Genomic DNA, 20,974 nt, shown 5'->3' with positions numbered 1-20,974 from the left:
ACTCAAAGCACCAACCGTCCAGCAAACTTGGCGCGTAGCGCCGATGAGAACATTGCGCTGGGATGGCGCGGTGCGGCAGGTCTGGGCACCGGTGATGGGGGCGATCGGAATGAACGTTGCTGCGGCCGTGCGGGTCCGGCGTCGTGGCTATGCAGGATGGACCGGCGCGGTCAATACCGATTTCGATCCACTCGATCCGGCGACCGCGGCGCAGCCATTCGAAAGTTATCGCGCGCTGCACGCCGGAGGGCGAGTGCACTACAACCCCAAACGTGCGACCTTCATTCTCAGCCGACACGAAGACATCCGAGCGGCCTTGCGCGATACCGAGGCGGTCACAAGTAGCCAGGGCGTCACCCGGATGAAGATCTCGGCACCGATCCTGGTGCTCACCGACGGCGATGACCACACCAGGCTCCGCAAACAGGTTCAACCTGGATTCACCAAGGGTGCCATGAGCGACTGGCAAGGCATGGCAGACCAACTCGCCAAAGAACTCGTCGCCGACGTAGTCGCCAACCCCGGTTGCGACGTGATGGAGCACCTCGCCGTACCTTTGCCCATCCGAATGATCGCACACATAATCGGCATCCCTCCCGAAGATGTCTGCAACTTCCGATCATGGTCCGAAGACGGTGTCGGCGTAATCAATGCTGGCGCCACCGCTGCCGGGCTGCGGTACGGGTTCAGAGGAGTTCGGGCGATCGCGGCACTGCGCCGGTACTTCAAGGACCAGTTGGCCTCGGGCAAGCTCAAAGGGTCGGATACCGTACTGGGCCGGCTCGTCGATAACAATGAGGATGGCAAGCTCTCCGACGACGAGCTGTTTTTCATCGCGATGCTACTGCTGTTCGCTGGGAACGAAACCACCACGAACCTCATCGGCGGTATGTTCGACACTCTCGCCCACGCCCCCGATCAGTTCGCCATGATCCGAAACCATCCTGACCTGATCCCAAGCGCCGTCGAGGAACAGCTGCGTTACTCGACACCAATCCAAAACCTGTACCGCTACACTCGCGCCGACTACAGAGTCGGCGAGGTGACTATCCCCAGCCGGTCGCGGCTCTTGCTGGCCTTCGGCGCGGCCAACCGCGATCCTGAGGTCTTCGAGTATCCTGACACCTACCGCGCTGATCGAAACCCGCACAACCACATCGCTTTTGGCTTCGGTGCTCACATGTGCATCGGAGCAACCCTGACTCGCATGGAAGGCCAGGCCGTGCTCCGCGAACTCACCACCCAAGCCTCGGCCATCGCAGCGGCCGGTTTGACCACCTGGTCAATCAACAGCTCACTTCGCGGCCCCACCCACCTGCCGATCCGACTGACCCCTGCCTTCTGATTTTGTCGGCCGCATCGACGGTGCGCGGTTGATAGCCGCCAACCCCTTCTCGTCGACGCGGGGCCCAGCGCTTTATCGGGCGGGTCCAGGTAGAGCCCGACGACATCGCGAACCGAGCAATGATCAGAACCTGTGGATGAGCCTTGGTACCCCAACATGGACTTGGCCAGGCCCGATTCTTTGGCCATCGATGTCCGCGACCAGTGCGTCGCGTCCCCCGGAGTGCGCTCCAACGTCGCCACCAGCACCACATCGACCTGCTCATCGGTGATGGTGCGGGGACCACCCGGACGGGGCTCATCGTTCAGCCCGTCGCTGCGAGCCTCAAGAACCGTCGACGCCATCTACCGACTGTCTGCGGCCATACGCCCACGTCAGGGCGACATCGTTGTCGGATTTACCTGCCGCGCAACCCAATACGATCCGCGACCGCCGCGCCTGCGATGACTTGGCCCTGCGCACCCATCGTTGCAACGTTCACGTTCGTCGTCGTTCAATACCAGCGCAACTACCGGTCTACCCCTAGTCGCTACGGGCCGATTCTAGTATTAATCAACGAATTCCAGTCGCGGGACACTAGCAATGGCGTAAGAATCCGGGTCTGCTGCATGAATAGGTGACATCTGAGTTGGCTTGCCCGTCGTGGGCAGGCTGGAAGGATGTCCTTGTGCCCAGGCCTTACCCCCCAGGAGTTCCGTGACGACGTGGTCGGCGTCGCTCGCAACCGCGAAGCCGGTGTGACGATCGAGCAGGTCGCCACCGATTTCGGTGTCCATCCGATGACCCTGCACAAATGGATGCACCAGGCCGACATCGACGAGGGCGCCAAACCCGGCAAAAGCACCGGCGACTCTGCTGAACTGCGCGAGCTGCGTCGCCGAAATCGGCTGCTGGAACATGAGAACGAGGTGCTGCGCAGGGCGGTAGCGTATCTACCCGCTCGTGAAGGAGCTCGCCGCCGACGGAATCCCTGTCGCGGTGACGTGCCGGGTACTCAGGCTCGCCCGCCAACCGTATTACCGCTGGCTGTCCCAGCCTGTCACCGACGCCAACCTCGTCCAGGCCTACCGCGTCAACGCCCTGTTCGATGCCCACCGCGACGATCCGGAGTTCGGGTATCGCTACCTGGTCGAGGAAGCCCGTGACGCCGGTGAGCCGATGGTCGAGCGCACCGGCTGGCGGATCTGCTCGCAGAACCGGTTATGGAGTGTCTTCGGTAAGAAGCGGGGCAAGAACGGGAAACCCGGCCCGCCGGTGCATGACGACCTCGTGGACCGCGACTTCACTGCTAAAGCCCCAAATCAATTGTGGATCAGCGATCCTACCGAACACATGACCGGAGAGGGCACGCTCTACCTCTGTGCGATCAAGGATGTGTTCTCGAACCGGATCGTCGGGTACAGCATCGATGACCCGATTAAGTCGCAGCTGGCCACTCGGGCGCTGCACAGCGCGGTGGCGCGACGTGCCCGACCGTAAATGCTGGGCCACTCGCACCGAATTACGCCTGGCGATCGTGTCGTGGATCGAGCGGACCTAACACCGCCGACGCCGACAACGCGCACTCGGCAGACCCACGCCGATAGAGTTCGAACTGCTCCACACACCAGTCGCAACTGCGGCCTGAAAATTCACACCCCGCGAGTCAACTGAACTCGGGGCAGTCCCCCTGACCAACGCTGCCCTGATGTCCATCTTGATGATCCCGGGTTCGTGTACCGCTTCATCCCTGACGGTCTGGCCGAGAAAGGCTGCGGCGCTTTTGGCGGCTGCGCTCACGCGACAGAATTTCCGCATGCTTGGTGAGAAGCCAGCCGTGCCGACGAAAGTGGGCCGCCCGTTCATGACGATCTCGTGCACCGTGTGTTCATCGCCGATCGGCCAAATCAGTTGTGACTCAGCGATATCACATAACACGTTACGACCACGGACAAGCTACGCCTGTGCGGTAAACCGCGTGTTTTCTAATCGTATATTCCGTTACTCGATCGATTCCCGATGAAGTCGCAGTTGGCGGTCAACGCGGCTCCATATGGCCATCATTCCTCGCAATCCCGTTGCGACAGTGGTTCATTCCGATCGAGGCAGTAATTCCGCTTCCACATCGTCCCGGAACTCCTCCCGATACGCCTTCGCCATGATCGGCACCCTTCTACCGAGAACCCCACAATCCTCAGATATCAGGAGTCAACCGAACCCTCAAGACCCCTTAGACACACGATGGTGTGCATCGAGCCCTGCACGGTTCACAGGCCGATGTGTTTGGCGATGATCTCCTTCATGATCTCGGTGGTGCCGCCGCCGATGCCGAGGATGCGCGAATCGCGGTAGTGGCGTTCGACTTCGGTCTCACGGAGGTAGCCCATACCGCCGTGCAACTGGACCGCGGTATCGACAGCGAGGTCGCACGCGGCGACGGCCACATTCTTCGCCATTGACACCATGCGCACATCGGTGTCACCTGCGACGATGCGGTCGACGGCGGCACGGGTGTAGGTGCGCGCCACGTCAACGGCGGTAGCCATGTCGGCGACCTTGTGGCGAACCACCTGACGGGTGGACAATGCCCGCCCGAACGTCTCGCGCTGCTTCACCCACTGCAGGGTGAGGTCGAGGCAGCGCCGCGCCGTGGCGTAACACTGCACGGCGATGAAGGCACGCTCTACTTGAAACTGCTGCATGATCTGGATGAAGCCGCTGTTCTCGGGGCCGACGAGGTTGCATGCGGGGACCCGCACGTCGACGTAGCCCAACTCGGCGGTATCCGAGCACCACCAGCCCATCTTCTTCAGCTTGCTCGAGACGGTGAATCCGGGTGTTCCGCGCTCGACGACGAGCAGCGAGATTCCGCCGGCGCCAGGGCCGCCGGTGCGTACGGCCGTCGTCACGAAATCTGCGCGGACCGCCGATGTGATGAACATCTTCGCCCCGTTGACGACGTAATGATCGCCGTCACGAACTGCGGTCGTGCGGATCCCCGCGACGTCGGAACCGGTGTCGGGTTCGGTCACGCCCAGGCTGCCGATCTTCTCGCCGGCGAGAGTGGGCGCGACGAACCGGCGGACCTGATCCGGATCTCGGTGGGCGGCCATGTGAGGCAACGCGATGTTGTGTGTCAACAGGCTCGCCAGCACCCCCGACGAGCCGCCGGCCTCCATCACGCCCTCGGTGAGAAGGACTAGGTCGCGCAGGTCGCCGCCGACTCCGCCGACTTCTTCGGCGAAGCCGATACCGAGCAGGCCCGCCTTGGCCGCGCTGCGGTGCAATTCGCGTGGTAGCTCTCCGGCCTCCTCCCATTCGCTGACGTAAGGGGCGATCTCCTTGCGCGTGAAGGCCTGCACGAGATCGGTCAGGGCGCGGCGCTCAGGTGTCTCCCACGGGCTGACCACCTCGGTACCCGACTGCTCGTCCAACTGGGTCATCGTGATGCTCCTCCTTGCTCGACCCGAGGCATGTCCTGCCGCGGTTGTCACCCGACGTTAATTGCGGCTAACATTACCGCGTCAGCAGATCGGCGTCGATGATCGCTCGGAGGAATACCGTGGTTCACGTCCTACCCGATCACGTCGATGCAACGGCGCCCGGCTACCTCGAGAACCGCGACGGCCTGAGCGCTCAACTCAACGCCATCGCGGAGCAGCTGGCGCAGGCGAATGCCGGTGGCGGACCGAAGTACGTTGCGCGGCATCGTAAACGGGGCAAGTTGCTCGTCCGAGAACGCATTGAACTCCTGCTCGATCCCGACACGGCGTTCCTCGAACTGTGCCCCTTCGCCGCATGGGGCACCCGGTTCCCCGTCGGAGGCAGTGTGGTGGTCGGCATCGGCATCGTCGAGGGAATCGAGTCGATGATCATCGCTCACGACCCCACCGTGCGCGGAGGCGCATCGAACCCGTACACGTTCCGAAAAGTGTTCCGCGGCATGGCTATCGCGCGGGAGAATCGACTGCCCATCATCAACATCGTCGAGTCCGGCGGTGCCGACCTGCCCACACAGGCGGAGATCTTCGTGCCCGGCGGTCAACTGTTCCACGACCTGACCCAGCACAGCGCAGCAGGGTTGCCGACCGTGGCGTTGGTCTTCGGCAATTCGACCGCTGGCGGTGCCTACATCCCTGGCATGTGCGACTACGTCGTGATGGTGCGCAATCGCTCCAAGGTGTTCCTCGGCGGTCCGCCGTTGGTGAAGATGGCCACCGGAGAGGTCTCCGACGACGAATCGCTCGGCGGCGCCGATATGCACGCCCGCACTTCGGGGTTGGCCGATTTCATGGCAGAGGACGAGCAGGATGCGATCCGCATCGGCCGGCGCATCATGGCGCGGCTCAACTGGCGGAAGTGTGGCACCGGACCCACACTGCCGCCGCACCCGCCGGTGTACGACCCCGACCAGCTGCTCGGCATCGCGTCGGTTGATCCGAAGGTGCCCTTCGACCCCCGCGACGTCATCGCCCGAGTGGTCGACGGATCGGCCTTCGACGAGTTCAAACCGCTGTACGGCACGTCACTGGTCACCGGCTGGGCCTCGATCCACGGGTTTCCGGTCGGGATCCTGGCCAATGCGCGGGGCATCTTGTTCAGTGAGGAGGCCGAGAAGGGCTCCCAGTTCATTCAGCTGGCCAATCAGATCGACACGCCCCTGATCTTCCTGCAGAACACAACCGGATTCATGGTCGGCGCCGAGTACGAGCAGGGAGGCATCATCAAAGACGGCGCGAAGATGATCAACGCCGTGTCGAACAGCGCTGTCCCGCACGTGACCATCACCATGGGTGCGTCTTACGGTGCCGGGAACTACGGCATGTGCGGCCGGTCGTACTCGCCGCGGTTCCTGTTCGCGTGGCCCAACTCGAAGTCGGCGGTCATGGGTCCGGCGCAACTGGCCGGAGTGCTGTCCATCGTTGCGCGCGAGTCCGCCGCCGACCGCGGGCTGCCCTTCGATGAGGACGCCGACGCCCAGATGCGCACCTCGGTCGAGGAACAAATCGAGCGGGAATCCGTCGCCCTGGCCAACAGCGGTCGCCTCTATGACGACGGAATCATCGATCCTCGCGACACGCGGACGGTTCTCGGTTTGTGTCTGTCGGTCATCCACAACGGCGAAGTTCGTGGCCAGCGCGGCTACGGCGTCTTCCGGATGTGATGACGATGCCGAAGATCTCCAAGGTACTGGTGGCCAACCGTGGTGAAATCGCACGGCGAGTGTTCCGCACTTGCCGCGACCTCGGGATCGCCACGGTGGCCGTCTATTCCGACGCCGACGCCGACGCGTGGCATGTCGCCGACGCGGACGAGGCGGTGCGCCTCCCCGGCTCGTCCCCCGCCGAGACCTACCTCGACATGTCACGGATCATCGCCGCGGCCTCGCTCACCGGCGCCGACGCCGTTCACCCCGGTTACGGCTTCCTGTCGGAGAACGCTGCGTTCGCGAGGGCCTGCGCCGCTGCCGACCTGATCTTCGTCGGCCCACCGGCCGAGGCGATCGATGCGATGGGCTCGAAGTTAGCGGCCAAGAAGATGATGTCCGACGCGGGCGTTCCCGTACTCCCCGGTGGCGACACGACGGGGCTGTCTGCCGAACACCTCGAGAAGTTGGCCTCCAACGTCGGCTACCCGGTCCTGGTCAAGGCCAGCGCTGGCGGTGGCGGCCGGGGTATGCGCGTGGTCACCTCGCCGGATGAGCTTGAGGAGGCGGTGGCCTCCGCCTCCCGTGAGGCTGCTGCCGCGTTCTCCGACGGCACCGTCTTCCTCGAGCGATACATCCAGCGCCCGCGACACGTCGAGATCCAGGTCATGGCCGACATGCACGGCAACGTCGTCTCTCTGTTCGAGCGCGAGTGCTCGGTGCAGCGTCGCCACCAGAAAGTCATCGAAGAAGCACCGTCACCGGTCGTCGACGACGCGTTGCGCGCTCGGATGAGCGAGGCCGCCATCGCCGCCGCGCGCGCCGTCGGTTACGTAGGCGCCGGAACGGTCGAGTTCGTCTACGACGTGGGCCGGGACGGCATGGATGGCTCCTTCGCCTTCCTCGAGATGAACACCCGGTTGCAGGTCGAGCACCCCGTCACCGAGCTGATCACAGGTCTTGACCTGGTGCGGGCCCAGCTGCTGGTTGCGATGGGGCGAGCGCTGCCCGACGAGATGCACGACCTGCGAGTTCGCGGTCACGCTATCGAGGCCCGTTTGTGCGCCGAGGATCCGGCCGATGACTACCGGCCCTGCACGGGGACCCTGCGCACCATGGATATTCCAGCGCTTGCCGGCGTGCGGGTCGATTCGGGATTCCGGGCCGGTTCGGTCGTCGGCCACCACTACGACTCGCTGCTCGCCAAGGTCATCGCGTGGGCTCCAACGCGCGAGGAGGCTCTTTCCAGTCTCTCGGCGGCGCTGGCCGGCGCCCGTATTCACGGCATTACCACCAATCGCGACCTGTTGGTGCGGACCCTGCGCCACGACGAATTCGCCGGGCGCGGCACGGACACCGGTTTCCTGCAACGACACGACGTCGCCGAACTCGGCGCGCCCCTTGTCGATTCATACGCTGAGGGTCTGCACGCCATTGCGGCGACCGTGGCCGGCGTGGCCGCTCGGCGTGCCGTCGCGCCCCTGCAAGCGTCACTGCCCGCAGGTTGGCGAAACAACTCCTCTCAACCGCAGACCACCACCTGGCGGACGCAGACCGGGCGCGATATACGCGTCGGCTACACGCTGCATCCGATGGGAACATCGTTGAGTGTCGATGACCAACCGTCGGCCGACCTCGCGGTCGTGGTGGGGAGCACCGAATCCGTCGTGTTGAGCGTGGGCGGAGTGCGCCGAACGTTCCACGTGCTCATCGACGGCGATCTCGCCCATGTCGACTCGGTCCTGGGCTATACCGCCTTACGAGTGGTGCCGCGCTTCGTCGACCCGAGCACGTTGACCCCGCCGGGTTCCCTCACGGCACCGATGCCCGGCTCGGTGGTCCGACTACCAATCGCCGAGGGCGAGACGGTGTCAGCCGGACAGACGCTCGTCGTCCTCGAGGCGATGAAGATGGAGCACACCGTCGCCAGCCCGATCGACGGCGTGTTGAGCGCCCTGCCGGTCGAGGTCGGCCAGCAGGTTTCCACCGGCGATGTACTCGCCGTGGTCGAGGCGGTGGACGGCGGCGAGGCGGCCTGCGCCATACAGCCCTAGGTAAAGCCAGCGCGCTGCCGACCGGCCGCGTGCTACCGCACGACGTCAGGAATGTCATGGAATTACACGAGACTGAGGAACGCCAAGACCTGCGCAAGGCGGTCGCCGAGATGGCCAAGGACTTCGGCCACAAGTACTACCTCGAGAAGTCACTCGCCGGCGAGAAGACCACCGAACTGTGGCGGGCCGTAGGCAAGCAGGGCTTCCTCGGCGTGAACCTGTCCGAGGAGTACGGCGGCGGCGGCGGCGGCATCTACGACATGCAGATCGTCGGTGAGGAACTCGCCGCGGCCGGATGCCCGCTGCTGATGACCGTCGTTTCGCCGACCATTTGCGGCACCATCATTCAGGCCTTCGGCAGTGAGGAACTCAAGCAACGATGGCTGCCCGGCATCGCGAGCGGCGAAACGATCATGGCCTTCGCGATCACCGAGCCGGATGCGGGCTCGAACTCGCACAACATCTCCACGACCGCCAAACGCGACGGTGACGACTGGGTCGTCAACGGCACCAAGTACTACATCTCCGGCGTCGACGAGGCCGAAGCCATTCTGGTCGTCACCCGGACGTCCACCAACGACCGTGGTCGCGGCCTTTTGAGCCTGCTCGTCGTGCCCACCGATGCACCTGGATTGACCAAGTCCCTCATCCCGGTGCAGGCCGTCACTCCGGAGAAGCAATTCACCCTATTCTTCGATAACGTTCGTGTGCCAGCCGCCAACCTGATCGGCGCAGAGAACGAAGGGCTGCGCCAGGTCTTCATGGGCTTGAACCCTGAGCGGATCATGGGCGCAGCACTAGGCAACGGCATCGGCCTTTACGCGCTCGACAAAGCCGCCAACTACGCACGTGAGCGGCACGTATGGGGAGCGCCAATTGGCTCGCACCAGGGTGTATCGCACCCGCTCGCCCACGCCAAGATCCAGGTCGAACTGGCGCGCTTGATGACCCAGCGCGCCGCCTCCCTGCACGACGCAGGCGACCCCGGGTCGGGTGAGGCGTCCAACATGGCGAAGTACGCCGCGGCCGAGGCAGGCATCCTGGCGCTCGACCAGGCGATTCAGACCCACGGCGGCAACGGCATGGCCACCGAGTACGGCCTCGCCACGCTCTGGGGCCCGGCCCGACTCATGCGCACCGCCCCCATCAGCCGCGAGATGATCCTCAATTTCGTGGCGCAGCACAGCCTGCGTCTTCCAGCGTCCTACTGAGCCGGCGGAAACGGAAAGAGATCACATGCAACGCGGCATCGGTCATTGGGTCACCCGGCGTTCCTTCCTCAACGCCGGGCGTACCGCGCTGATCAGCAACGGCGAGCACATCACCTACGCCGACTTGGATCGGCGCACCAACCAGCTCGCCGCCGCCTTGATCGCGCTCGGCGTGCGAAAAGGCGACAGGGTCGCAGTGCTGCTGGTCAATTCGGCCGAGTTCATCGAGGTGCTGCTGGGCTGCGCCAAGATCGGCGCTATCACCGTACCGCTCAACGTGCGGCTTGCTGCACCCGAGATCGGGTACATCCTGGCCGACTCCGGGGCCGACGTCCTCATCTTCCACGAGCCGTTGGCCGCACAAGCCACGACAGCCGTCACCGAATCCGGAGCCCGCGTGCGCCATATCGTGCGCGCCGGTGGGGTGCCGGCGACGGGTGAGCTCAGTTACGACGACCTCGTCTCAGGCGGAACGCTCGACGCGATTAACGGCGATGTCGAGGGCCGCGACCCGGCGTTCATCATGTATACGTCGGGGACGACCGGCCGACCCAAGGGCGCGATCCTCACCCACGACAACCTGCTGTGGAACGCGATCAACGTCCTCGGCACCGATATCGGCGTGCGGGGCGACGACGTCACGGCCGCGGTGGCGCCGATGTTCCACATCGGTGGCTTGGGTGTGCACACACTGCCGCTGCTCTACGTCGGCGGCACCAGCGTCATCATGCCCGCCTTCGACCCGCGAGCAACGCTGCAAGCGATGGCCGACCACCAAGTAACGATTCAGTTCATGGTGCCGGCCATGTGGGCCGCGCTCATGAAGGTGCCCGACTTCGACTCCTTCGACCTGTCCGCGCTGCGTTTCGCTATGGGCGGCGGGTCACCCGTTCCCCTGACGGTGATCGATTTCATGCGCGAGCGTGGTGTGCCCTTCACCGAGGGCTTCGGCATGACCGAGACCGCCCCGTTGGTGACCGTCCTGGACGCCGAGAACACCAGCACTCGGGCGGGGTCGATTGGCCGCGTGGCGATGCACGTCGACGCTCGCATCGTCGACGACCACGATCGCGAAGTCGCGATCGACACTGTGGGTGAGTTGATTGTGCGTGGCCCCAACGTGTTTACAGGCTACTGGATGAAGCCCGAGGCGAGCGCTGAGGCGTTCCGCGGAGGCTGGTTCCACACGGGCGACCTCGGACGCATGGACGCCGAGGGATACATCACCCTCGTCGACCGCAAGAAGGACATGATCATCTCCGGCGGCGAGAACGTCTACCCGATCGAGGTCGAGCAGGTTCTGTTCCGTCACCCGGCGGTACTCGACGCCGCTGTGATCGGAGGCGCGGACGCGAAGTGGGGGGAACGCGTCGTCGCGGTCGTCGTCGCCCAACCCGCGGTGGAAGCGCCGAGCGCCCAAGAGATAGTGGACTGGTGTCGTGAGCGGCTGGCACATTTCAAGTGCCCGCGCGACGTGCACTTCGTCGACGAACTGCCACGCAACGCCACCGGCAAGCTGCTCAAGACCGAGCTGCGTACGCAGTTCACAGGCATCGAGGCCGGAGTCGTTCTGCGCTGAGTGGCCTGCGCAGCGCCTCGCGGGTTCGGGGCAGGGTCTCTCAATCGACGTGCTGATGCGAGAATTTGGCAACAACGGCCGAGTTCAGCAGTTGCGTTGTCCTTTTCGAAGACGGTGCGGTGGGTGTCGACGCAGGAAACCCGGGCGTCGATAGGACTATCGTTCTGCGGAGCACTCCACACGTAATGATCGCGACGAACTGATAGGAGGCACGAACGCGTCTGGCTTGCGCCGCAAATTGCTTCTTGAGGCCGCCGCCGACCTGTTCGCGCGCCAAGGCTTCCACTCGGTGGGTATTGATGACATCGGTGCCGCAGCGGGGGTGAGCGGGCCAGCGGCCACTTCCAGAATAAGGATGCAATCCTGCGCGAACTGTGCGACTCCGCAATGACTGAGCTGTTAGCCGGCGCGCGACGCGCCACGACGGCCAAGACGCCGTCGGAGGTCCTGCGCACCCTGGTCGAGCTGCATGCGGCTTTCGGCGCTCGGCACCGTGGCCTGCTGGCCGTCTACGCCCGCGGGCACCGCTCACTATCGCCGCTTGCCACCCGTGCCCTTCGGGTGCCGACAGCGCAGCTACGAGGCCATCTGGGTCGACGCGCTGGTACTGGCGCGCGACGATCTGGACGACGTACGCGCACAGGGCCTAGTTGTCGCCGTGCTGTCTTTGCTGAACGCGGCCGCGCACATGCCCGCGTCGCTGGACGACGCGACAGTCGAGGCAATGCTGAACAGCGCGGCAGCTGCCGCGCTGTTCAGCGCGAGCAATGACCGGTTACGCTCGACGGCCGGCTGAGATTGCTCAGGTGTTGAAGCCGCCCCCGCAGATCAAGACCTGGCCGCTGATGTAGTCCGACTCGGGAAAGCACAGGAGGTAGACGGCACCCGCGCCGTCGGCTGGCGTTCCGGCCCTACCAAGTGGGATGGCGCATTCCATGGTCGCGAGAAGATCGGGGTTGACGCCGACCGCTAGTTCGCGACCCTGGATGTCGATCGTCCCGTCGCCACCGGCGGGAGCCTCGGTAAGGCGGGTGCGGATGAGCCCGAACGCGACCGCGTCGAGCGTCACGTTATAGCGGCCCCACTCCTTCGACATGGCCTTCGTGAGCCCGAGGACGCCGGCCTTTCCCGAGGAGTAGTTCGCCTGACCGGCGTTGCCCCCTGTACCCGCGATCGAGGAGATGTTGACGACCTTGCGGCACGCGACGTCACCGGCCTCGCTCGTTCTTCACCGCCGCGCTGATCACCGGCTGGGCCGCGCGCAAGGTCCGGAACGGCGCTTTCAGGTGCACGTCGAGGATCGCATCCCACTGTTCGTCGCTCATCTTCTGCACCACCGAGTCCCAGCTGTAGCCGGCATTGTTGACGATGATGTCCACTCCGCCGTACTCATCGACGGCCGTCTGCACGAAACGTTCGGCGAAACCGTCCTCGGTGACACTGCCCGCGCACACGACCGCAGTGCCACCGGCAGCTTCGATCGCAGCCACCGTCTCCTTCGCCGGCCCGGCGTCGAGGTCGTTCACGACCACCTTGGCGCCGTCGCCTGCCAGCTTCTTGGCGATGGCACGTCCGATGCCGCGCCCCGACCCGGAGACGAGCGCGATCTTGCCGTCCAGCTTTCCCATGCTGGGTTCGACGTTTTCTTCGTGGGTACCACCGGCGTCGTGCCGGGCGTTCAGCGTGCGTCGAGCAGCGATTCGGGAATGTCCACCACGCGGGACCGCACGTACTCCCCGAATCCCTTGGCTTGCGCGTCCGGCCGGGTCGATGATGCGACACCATCGCCGAGCAGGCCGTACACCACCACGTTGAGCGCTCGTAGATTCGGCAGCTCGAAGCGCTCGATGCGAAGGTTCGCCGCTTCCGGCCCGAGTAGCGTGCGAAGGCGCTCGACGCTGAGATACTCCCGTGCCCACGCGTAGCCGGGGTCGTCCCGGGCCCACAGCCCTAGGTTGGCGTTGCCGCCTTTGTCTCCGGATCGTGCGCCGAGAACTCGCCCGAGCGGCGCACGCCGCGTGGGCCCGGTGGGTGCGGGTGTACCAACAGGCGCGGCCGGCTCAGCCGAAGGCGCTACACCGGTGGGCGGGTCGGCGATCGCGTGCCGGTTTCCATCCGCGTCGACGAGTGTTTGGGTCAGGGCCGTGCGTGGCACGAGGGCCGGTCGGTAGATGCCGAACGCGGTCTCCGAGGACGGCGGCGTGGTCGTGTGAAAGCCGGCGAATCCGGCCAGTGCGATCTCCATGATGCCGCCGGAGAACGCCCGGCCCACCTTGCGCGGGTCGGCGTCCTTCACCGTCACACGCAGGTGCGCGCACGCCTGCTCGTTCGTCGGTGCATCGGCGACGTCAAAACGCAACAGCCTCACGTCGACTTCGTCGAAGGCTTCGCGCCCGCCGAGAACGTCGAAAAGCTGCTGTTCAGCGAAGGCCGCCTTCTCCTCGACGTCGAGGCCTGTGAGCACCATGGTCATAGAGTTGCGGAATCCGCCCGCCTCGTTCAGCGCGACCTTGAGCGTGTCTGGCGGTGGACTGCCTCTGGTGCCGCTGATGCCGACACGGTGCTCACCCTGTTGGTTCAGGCGGATGGTGTCGAAATGGGTCACCACGTCGGGGCCGAGATAGGCGGGTTCGGCGATTTCGTAGAGCAATTGGGCGGTGACCGTCCCCACCGAGACCAGCCCACCGGTATTCGGATGCTTCGTGATCACCGATGAGCCGTCCTCGGCGACCTCCGCGATCGGAAACCCCGGATAGCGGCGGTCAGTGACCTCGTCCAGGAACGCGTAGTTTCCACCCGTCGCCTGCGGGCCGCACTCGATCACGTGCCCGGCGACCACGGCACCCGCGAGTCGATCCCAGTGGTCGGGTGCCCAATTGTGCCACCAGGCGGCGGGACCGACCACCAGCGAGGCGTCTGTGACGCGGCCGGTCACGACGACGTCGGCGCCCGAGCGCAGCGCCTCGGTGATGCCCCAGGCACCGAGGTAGGCATTGGCCGACACCGGTTTCTTCTCGCCGACGGGCGGCGTGATCGCGTCGAGGCTACCGCGCAGGTCGTCGCCCTCGACGTGTGCGATCCGTGCTGTGAGGCCGAGACGTGCGGACAGCTCGCGCAACGCGGCCGCCAGGCCAGCGGGATTCAGTCCGCCCGCGTTCGCGACGACCTTGATGCGACGATCCAGACAGGTGCCCAGCACTTGTTCCATTTGGGTGAGGAAAGTGCGAGCGTATCCGCCGTTCGGATCCTTGGCCTGGGCCTTGGCCAAGATGAGCATGGTCAGCTCCGCCAGGTAATCGCCGCACAGGACGTCGATCGGTCCGCCCTCGACCATCTCGCGGGCCGCGGCGATGCGGTCGCCGTAAAACCCGGAACAGTTGCCGATGCGGATCGGGACGCTCACCGCTGACCCCCTGCGAACTGGCCCGCCACGCGTCCGCCACCAGGGGGCCCCGCGAAGGCCTGGGCGATCGAGAGCCACTGGTCGGCCAGCGGGCCGTCGACGACCAAAGCGGTGTCATCACGGTGGCGGCGTTGGGTCACCAACAGGCAAAAGTCCAGCGCCGGCCCGCTCACGCGGTTGGTGGCGTCGGCTGGCCCCCACGTCCAGACGCTGCCGTCCGGAGCGGTCAGCTCAACGCGTACCGGGTCCGCGGGCAGGTCCAGACCGTTGGCCAGGTAGCTGAACGCGCGCGCACCCACCCCGATGTGGGCTACGTGACGCAGCCGTGCCGTGGCCGCGCGGGTCGCGCCGAGCGCGTCGGCGACGTCCTGGCCGTGCGCCCAGGTCTCCATGAGTCGCGCGGTGAGCGACGAGACCGCGCTCATCGGCGGCCCGAACCACGGCAGGCGGGTCGCCGGGTCAATGTCCGCGAACGCCGCAACGAGGGCTGCACGCGACGTGTCGAACCACGCGAGCAGGTCGGCAGCCGGCATCTGACGGTAGCGCTCGGCGATGACGTCGGGTGAGATACTTCCGTCGGCCATCATCGGCAGGTAGTCGCCGCTGAACCCGTCGGGGTCGGTGGCCGAGCGCACCGCCACGTCGTCGAAGAACGCCAGATGACTGATCTGGTCGCGGATCATCCAGCCCACGGCCGGAGTCGGCGCGTCCCAGCCGCGCGGACCTTCGGTCAGCGGCGCGACCAATCCGCGTAGGGCTGCCGTCTCCGCTTCGATGTCGGTGATAACCGACTGCATGCTCACCGCCATGTCAGCGTCCCTTCCACTGTGGTACGCGCTTCTCGCGGAACGCCGTCGGGCCTTCCTGCGCATCGTCGCTCAGATAGACCGGCTCCCATATCTCGTCTGCCAGGTCGTAGGCGGCGGCGAGGTGATGCTGTGCCGAGAGGTACACGGTGCGCTTGGACGCGAGCACGGACAGCGGTGCGTTCGCGGCGATGCTGAGCGCCAACTGCTGGGTACGCTCACGCAACTGATCGGCCGGCACCACCTCATTGACCAAGCCGACCTGGTGGGCGCGCTCAGCGGTGATCGGGTCGCCAGTCAGCAATATCTGCATGGCGACGCGGGGCGGAACCAGCCACGACAGCGGTGCCGCCCACGGCGACCCGCGACCGACCTTGACCTCGCTGACCGCGAACGTCGCGTGTTCGGCAGCCACCACCAAGTCGCACTGCTGCGCGAGCAGGAAGCCCCCGGCGAACGCGACACCGTTGACCGCCGCGATCGTCGGCTTCGCGACATCGATGTTGCGGCCGAACTGCGGAGCGAAATCCTTCGGCGGCACCTTGAGCGCGTTCTGCGCCATCTCCTTCAAGTCCCCGCCTGCGCAGAACGCCTTCTCACCCGCACCGGTGAGGACGAGCACCTTCGCCGCGTCGTCGTCGTTGAAGCGCCGCACCGCGTCGAACAAACCGGTGCGCACAGCGTTGTTCAGCGCGTTGCGCGCCTCGGGCCGGTTGATCGTCAGCCACGCGACGCTTTCGACGACCTCGTAGCGAATCGGTTGCTCGGCCACCGAGCCTCCGTCCCTCACCGTCGCCTCGCATGTGAGAGGCAGTTCACCCCTGCACCTCGACAAACGGGTCGGCCAGCTCAACGGTGGCTTCACTCGGCACGCACGGACCATCTTCGCTCGAGACGAGCAACTCGAGGTCAACGAGGCGCCGTCCGCCATCGTCGCGTTTGGCCACGACCTTGCCGCTCAGGGTCGCGGTCTGGCCCGGGTAGATCGACCGGACCATCGAGATTTTGCGGCGTCGGATGAGCGCGTCGGGTCCGGCCCATTCGTTGAGGCCCCGGTCGATGAAGCCGTGAAAGAAGAGAGTCGACAGGTAGATCGTGCGCTGGCCCTGACTCCGGGCGTACTCCGGGTTGTGGTGGCCGGGGAACCAGTCCCACGTTGAGGCCGCGTTCATGCAGATGCGCTTGTACGTCACCTCGATGGCAACCGTGGGCAGTGAGTCACCGACGGAGACCTCGTCAAACAGCAGAGCGGGACGCGCGGCCGCTCCCGTATCGCTCGAGTTCACGACGGCTCGCCGTCCGCGTCGGTGTCATATCGGAACAGCACGTTGGTGTTGCGCCCGATGATCTCGCCGTGCTGATCGGAGAACGTACTCACCGTCGTGATGAACACGCCGGTGCCCACCCGCGTCGTCTTCGGTTCGGAGATCGAGGCCACCTCCTCCACGATCGACACGTGATCGCCCACCCGGGGCCGGCGTTCGAACTCCGTCGTCGTCGAGGCGTTGATGATGTGGTGGCCCGGCAGCGGCACGCTGAGCGCCAGCAGCATGTCCGTGCGCGTGAGATGCTCCGGCGCCCACTGCGGCGCGAAGCCAAGGGTCATCAACAGCCCGGGCGGGCAGTCCTCACCCTCCCAGTAGCTGGGATTGGCATCCTCGACGAGCGAACAGTAGTACAACACCATCGAGCGATCGATCGGGAACCACGCGCGTCGCGGTCCCGTGCGATGACCGACCCACGCCCGGCCCTCGTCGACGGTCCCGAATGTCATCCCGAGGCCGGTGACGTCGCTCGTTGGCGCGCTCACCGGGCCACCTGCACGACGGCGCTCCCCTTTATCGCGGGTTCGCCGGTCTGGCGCGTGACGTCGAGTTCGACGTCCGCTAGCTGCTGGCCTTGGGCTTCTCGCACGCCGGTCACCTTGCCGGCGAAGGTAAGCACGTCGCCGGGCCACACCTGCCCGGTGAAACGGATCCGGAACGATCGGATGTTGGCCAGCCCCACCCAGTCGGTCAGCCGCTGGGCCAGCATGCCGCCGTGCAGCAGTCCCATACCGAACACACCGGGCATGCCGGCGGCACGGGCGAACTCCTCGTCGTGGTGGATCGGGTTGAAGTCGCCGCCGGCACCGGCGTAGCGGACGATGTGCGAGCGGGTCAGCGGACCGAACTGTGAGCTCGGCATCTCGTCGCCGATGGCCAACGCCACCGGCGCGGGGGATGTCGTCATTGGGTGGAGCCTCCGGTTTCGATCAAGACGTCGGTCTGGCGCACGACGAGTTCGTGGCGCTGGTTGGTGAAGTCGGTCTCGATCGTCACGATTGTCATGGTGCCGCCGCGCTTGCCCTCGCGGCTGGTCACGTTCGACACCCGGCGCGTCTCAGTGAGCTCGTCGCCGACGAACACCGGCGCGAAATACTCCCAGCCGCACTCACCGTGCAGTACGCGGCGCAGGTCGAGCCCGAGGGCGCCGAACATGTCGTCGTCGACGCGCCAGTGAGCCGAGGAGACGACGAAGGTGGGCGGAGCGGGGATCGCGCTGAAGCCGGCGGCCCGGGCCGCTGCGGCGTCCTGGTAGATCGGGTCGTGGTCGTCGAGGGACAGCGCGAACTCGCGCACTTTGGACCGGTCGACGGGAAATGTGGTGCTCCCGAGTTGCGTCCCGATAAGCGAGGCGTCAGCCACTCTGGTCACCTTTCCCGCCGGCGAAGGCCGGCGCACAATCGCGAATGAGGCTGCCAAGGTTCTCAGCGATCCGTTCGGGTGCGAGCCCGATCGAGGGTGAGTAGAGAATGATGTGGTCCAACACGCCTTCGTAGCGGCGCAACCCGTCGCGCACCTCGGCTGCGGTGCCGGCGACGGCCATCGCGTCGATCATGTCGTCTGTGACGGCGGCGAACATGGCGGGCAGGTCGCGCTGTGCGAACGCCTCGCGGATCGCCGCCCCCTGCCTAGCGAAGCCGCTCACATCAAGCACGTGCTGGTAGCTTTTCACGGACGAGTAGAACGCGATCTGCTGCGCGGCCTCACGACGTGCGATCTGAGCGTCTTCGTGCACCGAGCAGATGACCATGGAGACGATCTCCACGTCGGCGGGGTCGCGCCCGGCCCGTTCCGCGCCGCGTACGACGGCCGGGCGGGCGACCTCCTCGACGTAGGTCGTGGTGAACAGCGGATGACCGGCCAACCCGTCGGCGACGCGCCCGGCTACCTCGCACATCCGCGGACGCACGCCCGCAGTGATGATCGGGATCGCTCGCTTCGGCGGCGGGACTTCTCCCGTGGGAACAAGGTTGAGCCGGTAGAAGCGCCCCTCGTGGTTCACTGGGCCTTCGTGCAGGTTCCAGATCCGTCGGATCAGCGGGACCAGTTCCTCCATGCGCACGGCGGGTGACGAGGTGTCCGCGACACCATGCCAGTCGCTCATCATGCGGCGTGTGCCGTTACCGAGGCCGAGGACAACACGCCCGTCTGAAAGCTCGTCGAGGTCGCGCGCTTCGGTGGCCAGCACCAGTGGACTACGCCCAACGCCGTACAGGATCGACGACCCCAGGCGGCAGTGCCGTGTTCGCGCGGCCATCGCGGCCATCGAGATAGAGCCGGAGCGCGAGTAGAACTCGGATGCCCAGGCGGCGTCGAATCCGGCGCGGTCGGCGGCCACGGCTGTATCGACGAGGGTCGCCAACTCCGCGCCGAGCACGGAGATGCCGTACGTACTCAAGACGCCGCCAACCGGAATCGCACCAGCCCTAGGTCCTCGCTCACGCGCTCGAACACTGCGCGCACTCGCGCGCCGATGACGACGTCGTCGGGTGCCACGCCCTCGAGACTTGCCAACAACTGCGGCCCCTCGTCGAGTCGGACGAGCACGACCACGTACGGCTCGCTCCGCGGAAACGAATCCCACGGACGGCGGTACACCGGCGCGAAACTGATGATCTCGCCGGTGCCCGCAGCAGTCTCCCAGGCCAACTCGGCTTCATAGCAGACCGGACACACCAGCCGCGGGTACAGGAACGGGTGACCGTTCGCGCACCGCTGGAAGACAAGTACCCCGCAGGCCGCCGCGGCGAAATAGCGTCGGTTGACGTCGGTCAGCGGCGGCAATGCCTCCGGATCGTGCAGACCGTCGAGGAAACTCGAAACCGTGGTCATGACGCCCCCTCCATCACCATGCTGACGTGACTGCACAGCATCGAGCCGTAGCTGTGTACGAACGCAGTATCCGCCCCGAGCACCTGACGGCCCTCGGCGCGACCGGACAACTGCCAGTAACCCTCAAGGATCTGCGAAATGCCAGAGGAGGTCCCGGTGTGCCCGAACCGGATCAGACCCCCGTCGGTGTTCACCGGCAGGTCACCGCCCGGATCGGCGCGCCCGTCACGGTAGAAACCGCCCGCCCCGCCGGGTTTCACGAAGCCCGCCTCCTCCAGGATCATCGCTGGGTTGGAGGCGAAGGCATCGTAGAGCAGAGCGATGTCGACGTCGGCCGGCGCCCGTCCGGAGCGCTCGAACGCCATCGGACCCGACCTAGCGGCCCCGGTGCGACCCGGCCGGGCCAACGACGTCAGGAAGCCGTGAGTGTGGCCCTCTCCAAAGCCCAAAACGTGGACGGGCCGGTGCTTGCCCTCGCGTGCTCGACGGGCAGAACCCAGCACCAGCGCTCCACCACCCTCGCAAGGAATCGAACAGTGGTAGAAGTGAAACGGTCCTGCGATCGGCCGGGACGACATCACGTCGTCGACGCTGAGGCGCTCAGCGTCATGAGCGATCGCCGCGGGGTTCAACGCAGCCCAACGGTCTTGCGACACGGTTACCTCGGCGATGTCGGCCTTGCCCTGGCCGGTTTCGTGCATCCACGCCTGCGCGATCAGGCCGTAGAGCGCGGGAACTGATGGCCCGTAGGGCATTTCGAACGCGTGGTCGCACACGAGCGACATGAGTTCGCGTCCGCCGTCGCGTATCGGCGGGAACTTGCCCGCCGATACGACAAGTACCGTTTCAGCCTCGCCTCGGGCAATGACGTTACTCGCCACACGGGTCATGGCGAGATGGGTCCCGCCGCCGAGTTGACAAGTCATCTGGAGCTTCAGATTGTGCAGACCAAGGTAGTCCATAAGGTCCTCGGACAGGAAGATCGAGCCTTCGTTCGTCATCGGCCCAGCGCATACGAGTCCGTCGACCTCATCCGCCGAAACCCCCGCATCGGCAAGCGCCGCCACCGCGGCGCGCACGTGCATTTCGGTGGATGTGTAAGGGACTTTCCTGCCCGGAGTGAGCTCGGCGGCGCCGATGATGGCCGGCTGATCGTAAGACACCCGCACTCCTCTCAACCCCCGCACTCAGCGACGGTCCCAATGTTAACAGTGGTTAGCATAGCGTTCTCAAGTCGTCCAGGTAAACCCTTCTCGCCTCTCGCATGCCCAGCAGCGGATTTTTGCGAAAATTG

Annotated in this window: 16 protein-coding genes and 4 pseudogenes; 8 read left to right on the top strand and 12 right to left on the bottom strand. The window is 65.6% G+C overall.

Annotation, left to right across the window (positions count from 1 at the left end):
* The first annotated feature begins 43 nt into the window (after positions 1 to 43).
* The 3 genes and pseudogenes from VXD91_RS11190 to VXD91_RS11180 form a co-directional block, all read left to right on the top strand.
* The gene (locus VXD91_RS11190) at positions 44 to 1,345 is read left to right on the top strand and encodes a cytochrome P450 (protein ID WP_346415426.1); all 1,302 of its coding nucleotides are present in this window, start codon (positions 44 to 46) and stop codon (positions 1,343 to 1,345) included.
* 659 nt (positions 1,346 to 2,004) lie between these two features.
* Positions 2,005 to 2,972, top strand: a pseudogene (locus VXD91_RS11185) (IS3 family transposase).
* 200 nt (positions 2,973 to 3,172) lie between these two features.
* A pseudogene (locus tag VXD91_RS11180) lies at positions 3,173 to 3,344 on the top strand (IS3 family transposase); the annotation flags it as partial.
* 247 nt (positions 3,345 to 3,591) lie between these two features.
* Here the strand turns inward: VXD91_RS11180 and VXD91_RS11175 are convergent.
* Positions 3,592 to 4,767: an acyl-CoA dehydrogenase family protein gene (locus VXD91_RS11175; protein WP_318986932.1), complete on the bottom strand. Its 1,176-nt coding sequence runs from the start codon at positions 4,765 to 4,767 to the stop codon at positions 3,592 to 3,594.
* A 119-nt stretch (positions 4,768 to 4,886) separates the two neighbouring features.
* On the opposite strand from VXD91_RS11175, the gene VXD91_RS11170 reads away from it, so the two are divergent.
* The 5 genes and pseudogenes from VXD91_RS11170 (at position 4,887) to VXD91_RS11150 (ending at position 12,110) form a co-directional block, all read left to right on the top strand.
* The gene (locus VXD91_RS11170) at positions 4,887 to 6,488 is read left to right on the top strand and encodes a carboxyl transferase domain-containing protein (RefSeq protein ID WP_318986933.1); all 1,602 of its coding nucleotides are present in this window, start codon (positions 4,887 to 4,889) and stop codon (positions 6,486 to 6,488) included.
* Between the two features lie 5 nt (positions 6,489 to 6,493).
* Positions 6,494 to 8,524, top strand: a complete 2,031-nt coding sequence (locus VXD91_RS11165) for a biotin carboxylase N-terminal domain-containing protein (protein ID WP_346415424.1) — start codon at positions 6,494 to 6,496, stop codon at positions 8,522 to 8,524.
* A gap of 56 nt (positions 8,525 to 8,580) precedes the next feature.
* Positions 8,581 to 9,735, top strand: coding sequence for an acyl-CoA dehydrogenase (locus VXD91_RS11160; protein WP_061003862.1), 1,155 nt, complete (start codon positions 8,581 to 8,583; stop codon positions 9,733 to 9,735).
* A 25-nt stretch (positions 9,736 to 9,760) separates the two neighbouring features.
* Positions 9,761 to 11,314 (top strand): long-chain fatty acid--CoA ligase, encoded by a 1,554-nt coding sequence (locus tag VXD91_RS11155; protein WP_061003864.1) that lies wholly within the window; start codon positions 9,761 to 9,763, stop codon positions 11,312 to 11,314.
* A gap of 202 nt (positions 11,315 to 11,516) precedes the next feature.
* Positions 11,517 to 12,110, top strand: a pseudogene (locus tag VXD91_RS11150) (TetR/AcrR family transcriptional regulator).
* Between the two features lie 6 nt (positions 12,111 to 12,116).
* Here the strand turns inward: VXD91_RS11150 and VXD91_RS11145 are convergent.
* The 11 genes and pseudogenes from VXD91_RS11145 to VXD91_RS11095 all read right to left on the bottom strand — a co-directional run bounded on the left by VXD91_RS11145 (position 12,117) and on the right by VXD91_RS11095 (position 20,843).
* A pseudogene (locus tag VXD91_RS11145) lies at positions 12,117 to 12,942 on the bottom strand (SDR family oxidoreductase).
* A gap of 50 nt (positions 12,943 to 12,992) precedes the next feature.
* Positions 12,993 to 14,717, bottom strand: a complete 1,725-nt coding sequence (locus VXD91_RS11140; RefSeq protein WP_346415423.1) for an acyclic terpene utilization AtuA family protein — start codon at positions 14,715 to 14,717, stop codon at positions 12,993 to 12,995.
* On the bottom strand, positions 14,714 to 15,526 hold the full coding sequence (locus tag VXD91_RS11135; protein ID WP_293024101.1) for a TIGR03084 family metal-binding protein: 813 nt from the start codon (positions 15,524 to 15,526) through the stop codon (positions 14,714 to 14,716). The genes VXD91_RS11140 and VXD91_RS11135 overlap by 4 nt, the downstream gene beginning before the upstream one ends.
* A 1-nt stretch (position 15,527) precedes the next feature.
* On the bottom strand, positions 15,528 to 16,295 hold the full coding sequence (locus VXD91_RS11130; protein WP_293024104.1) for an enoyl-CoA hydratase-related protein: 768 nt from the start codon (positions 16,293 to 16,295) through the stop codon (positions 15,528 to 15,530).
* A gap of 43 nt (positions 16,296 to 16,338) precedes the next feature.
* The gene (locus VXD91_RS11125) at positions 16,339 to 16,809 is read right to left on the bottom strand and encodes a MaoC/PaaZ C-terminal domain-containing protein (protein WP_293024106.1); all 471 of its coding nucleotides are present in this window, start codon (positions 16,807 to 16,809) and stop codon (positions 16,339 to 16,341) included.
* Positions 16,806 to 17,297: a MaoC family dehydratase N-terminal domain-containing protein gene (locus VXD91_RS11120; protein ID WP_293024133.1), complete on the bottom strand. Its 492-nt coding sequence runs from the start codon at positions 17,295 to 17,297 to the stop codon at positions 16,806 to 16,808. The genes VXD91_RS11125 and VXD91_RS11120 overlap by 4 nt, the downstream gene beginning before the upstream one ends.
* Before the next feature lie 32 nt (positions 17,298 to 17,329).
* Positions 17,330 to 17,755 (bottom strand): MaoC/PaaZ C-terminal domain-containing protein, encoded by a 426-nt coding sequence (locus VXD91_RS11115; RefSeq protein WP_293024110.1) that lies wholly within the window; start codon positions 17,753 to 17,755, stop codon positions 17,330 to 17,332.
* On the bottom strand, positions 17,752 to 18,210 hold the full coding sequence (locus tag VXD91_RS11110; RefSeq protein ID WP_318986938.1) for a MaoC family dehydratase N-terminal domain-containing protein: 459 nt from the start codon (positions 18,208 to 18,210) through the stop codon (positions 17,752 to 17,754). The genes VXD91_RS11115 and VXD91_RS11110 overlap by 4 nt, the downstream gene beginning before the upstream one ends.
* Positions 18,203 to 19,246, bottom strand: a complete 1,044-nt coding sequence (locus VXD91_RS11105) for an LLM class flavin-dependent oxidoreductase (RefSeq protein WP_293024116.1) — start codon at positions 19,244 to 19,246, stop codon at positions 18,203 to 18,205. Before VXD91_RS11105 ends, VXD91_RS11110 begins: the two co-directional genes overlap by 8 nt.
* Positions 19,243 to 19,680: an OB-fold domain-containing protein gene (locus tag VXD91_RS11100; RefSeq protein WP_318986939.1), complete on the bottom strand. Its 438-nt coding sequence runs from the start codon at positions 19,678 to 19,680 to the stop codon at positions 19,243 to 19,245. The genes VXD91_RS11105 and VXD91_RS11100 overlap by 4 nt, the downstream gene beginning before the upstream one ends.
* A complete protein-coding gene (locus VXD91_RS11095; RefSeq protein ID WP_260939856.1) occupies positions 19,677 to 20,843 on the bottom strand; it encodes a thiolase family protein in 1,167 nt (388 codons plus the stop codon). Before VXD91_RS11095 ends, VXD91_RS11100 begins: the two co-directional genes overlap by 4 nt.
* Positions 20,844 to 20,974 lie beyond the last annotated feature (131 nt).

Source organism: Mycobacterium sp. SM3041 (genome assembly GCF_039668335.1).
In the GTDB taxonomy this organism is placed as follows: Bacteria; Actinomycetota; Actinomycetes; order Mycobacteriales; family Mycobacteriaceae; genus Mycobacterium.
The sequence above is the reverse complement of the archived record's forward strand: the minus strand, read 5'-3'. Positions and strand labels throughout refer to the sequence as shown.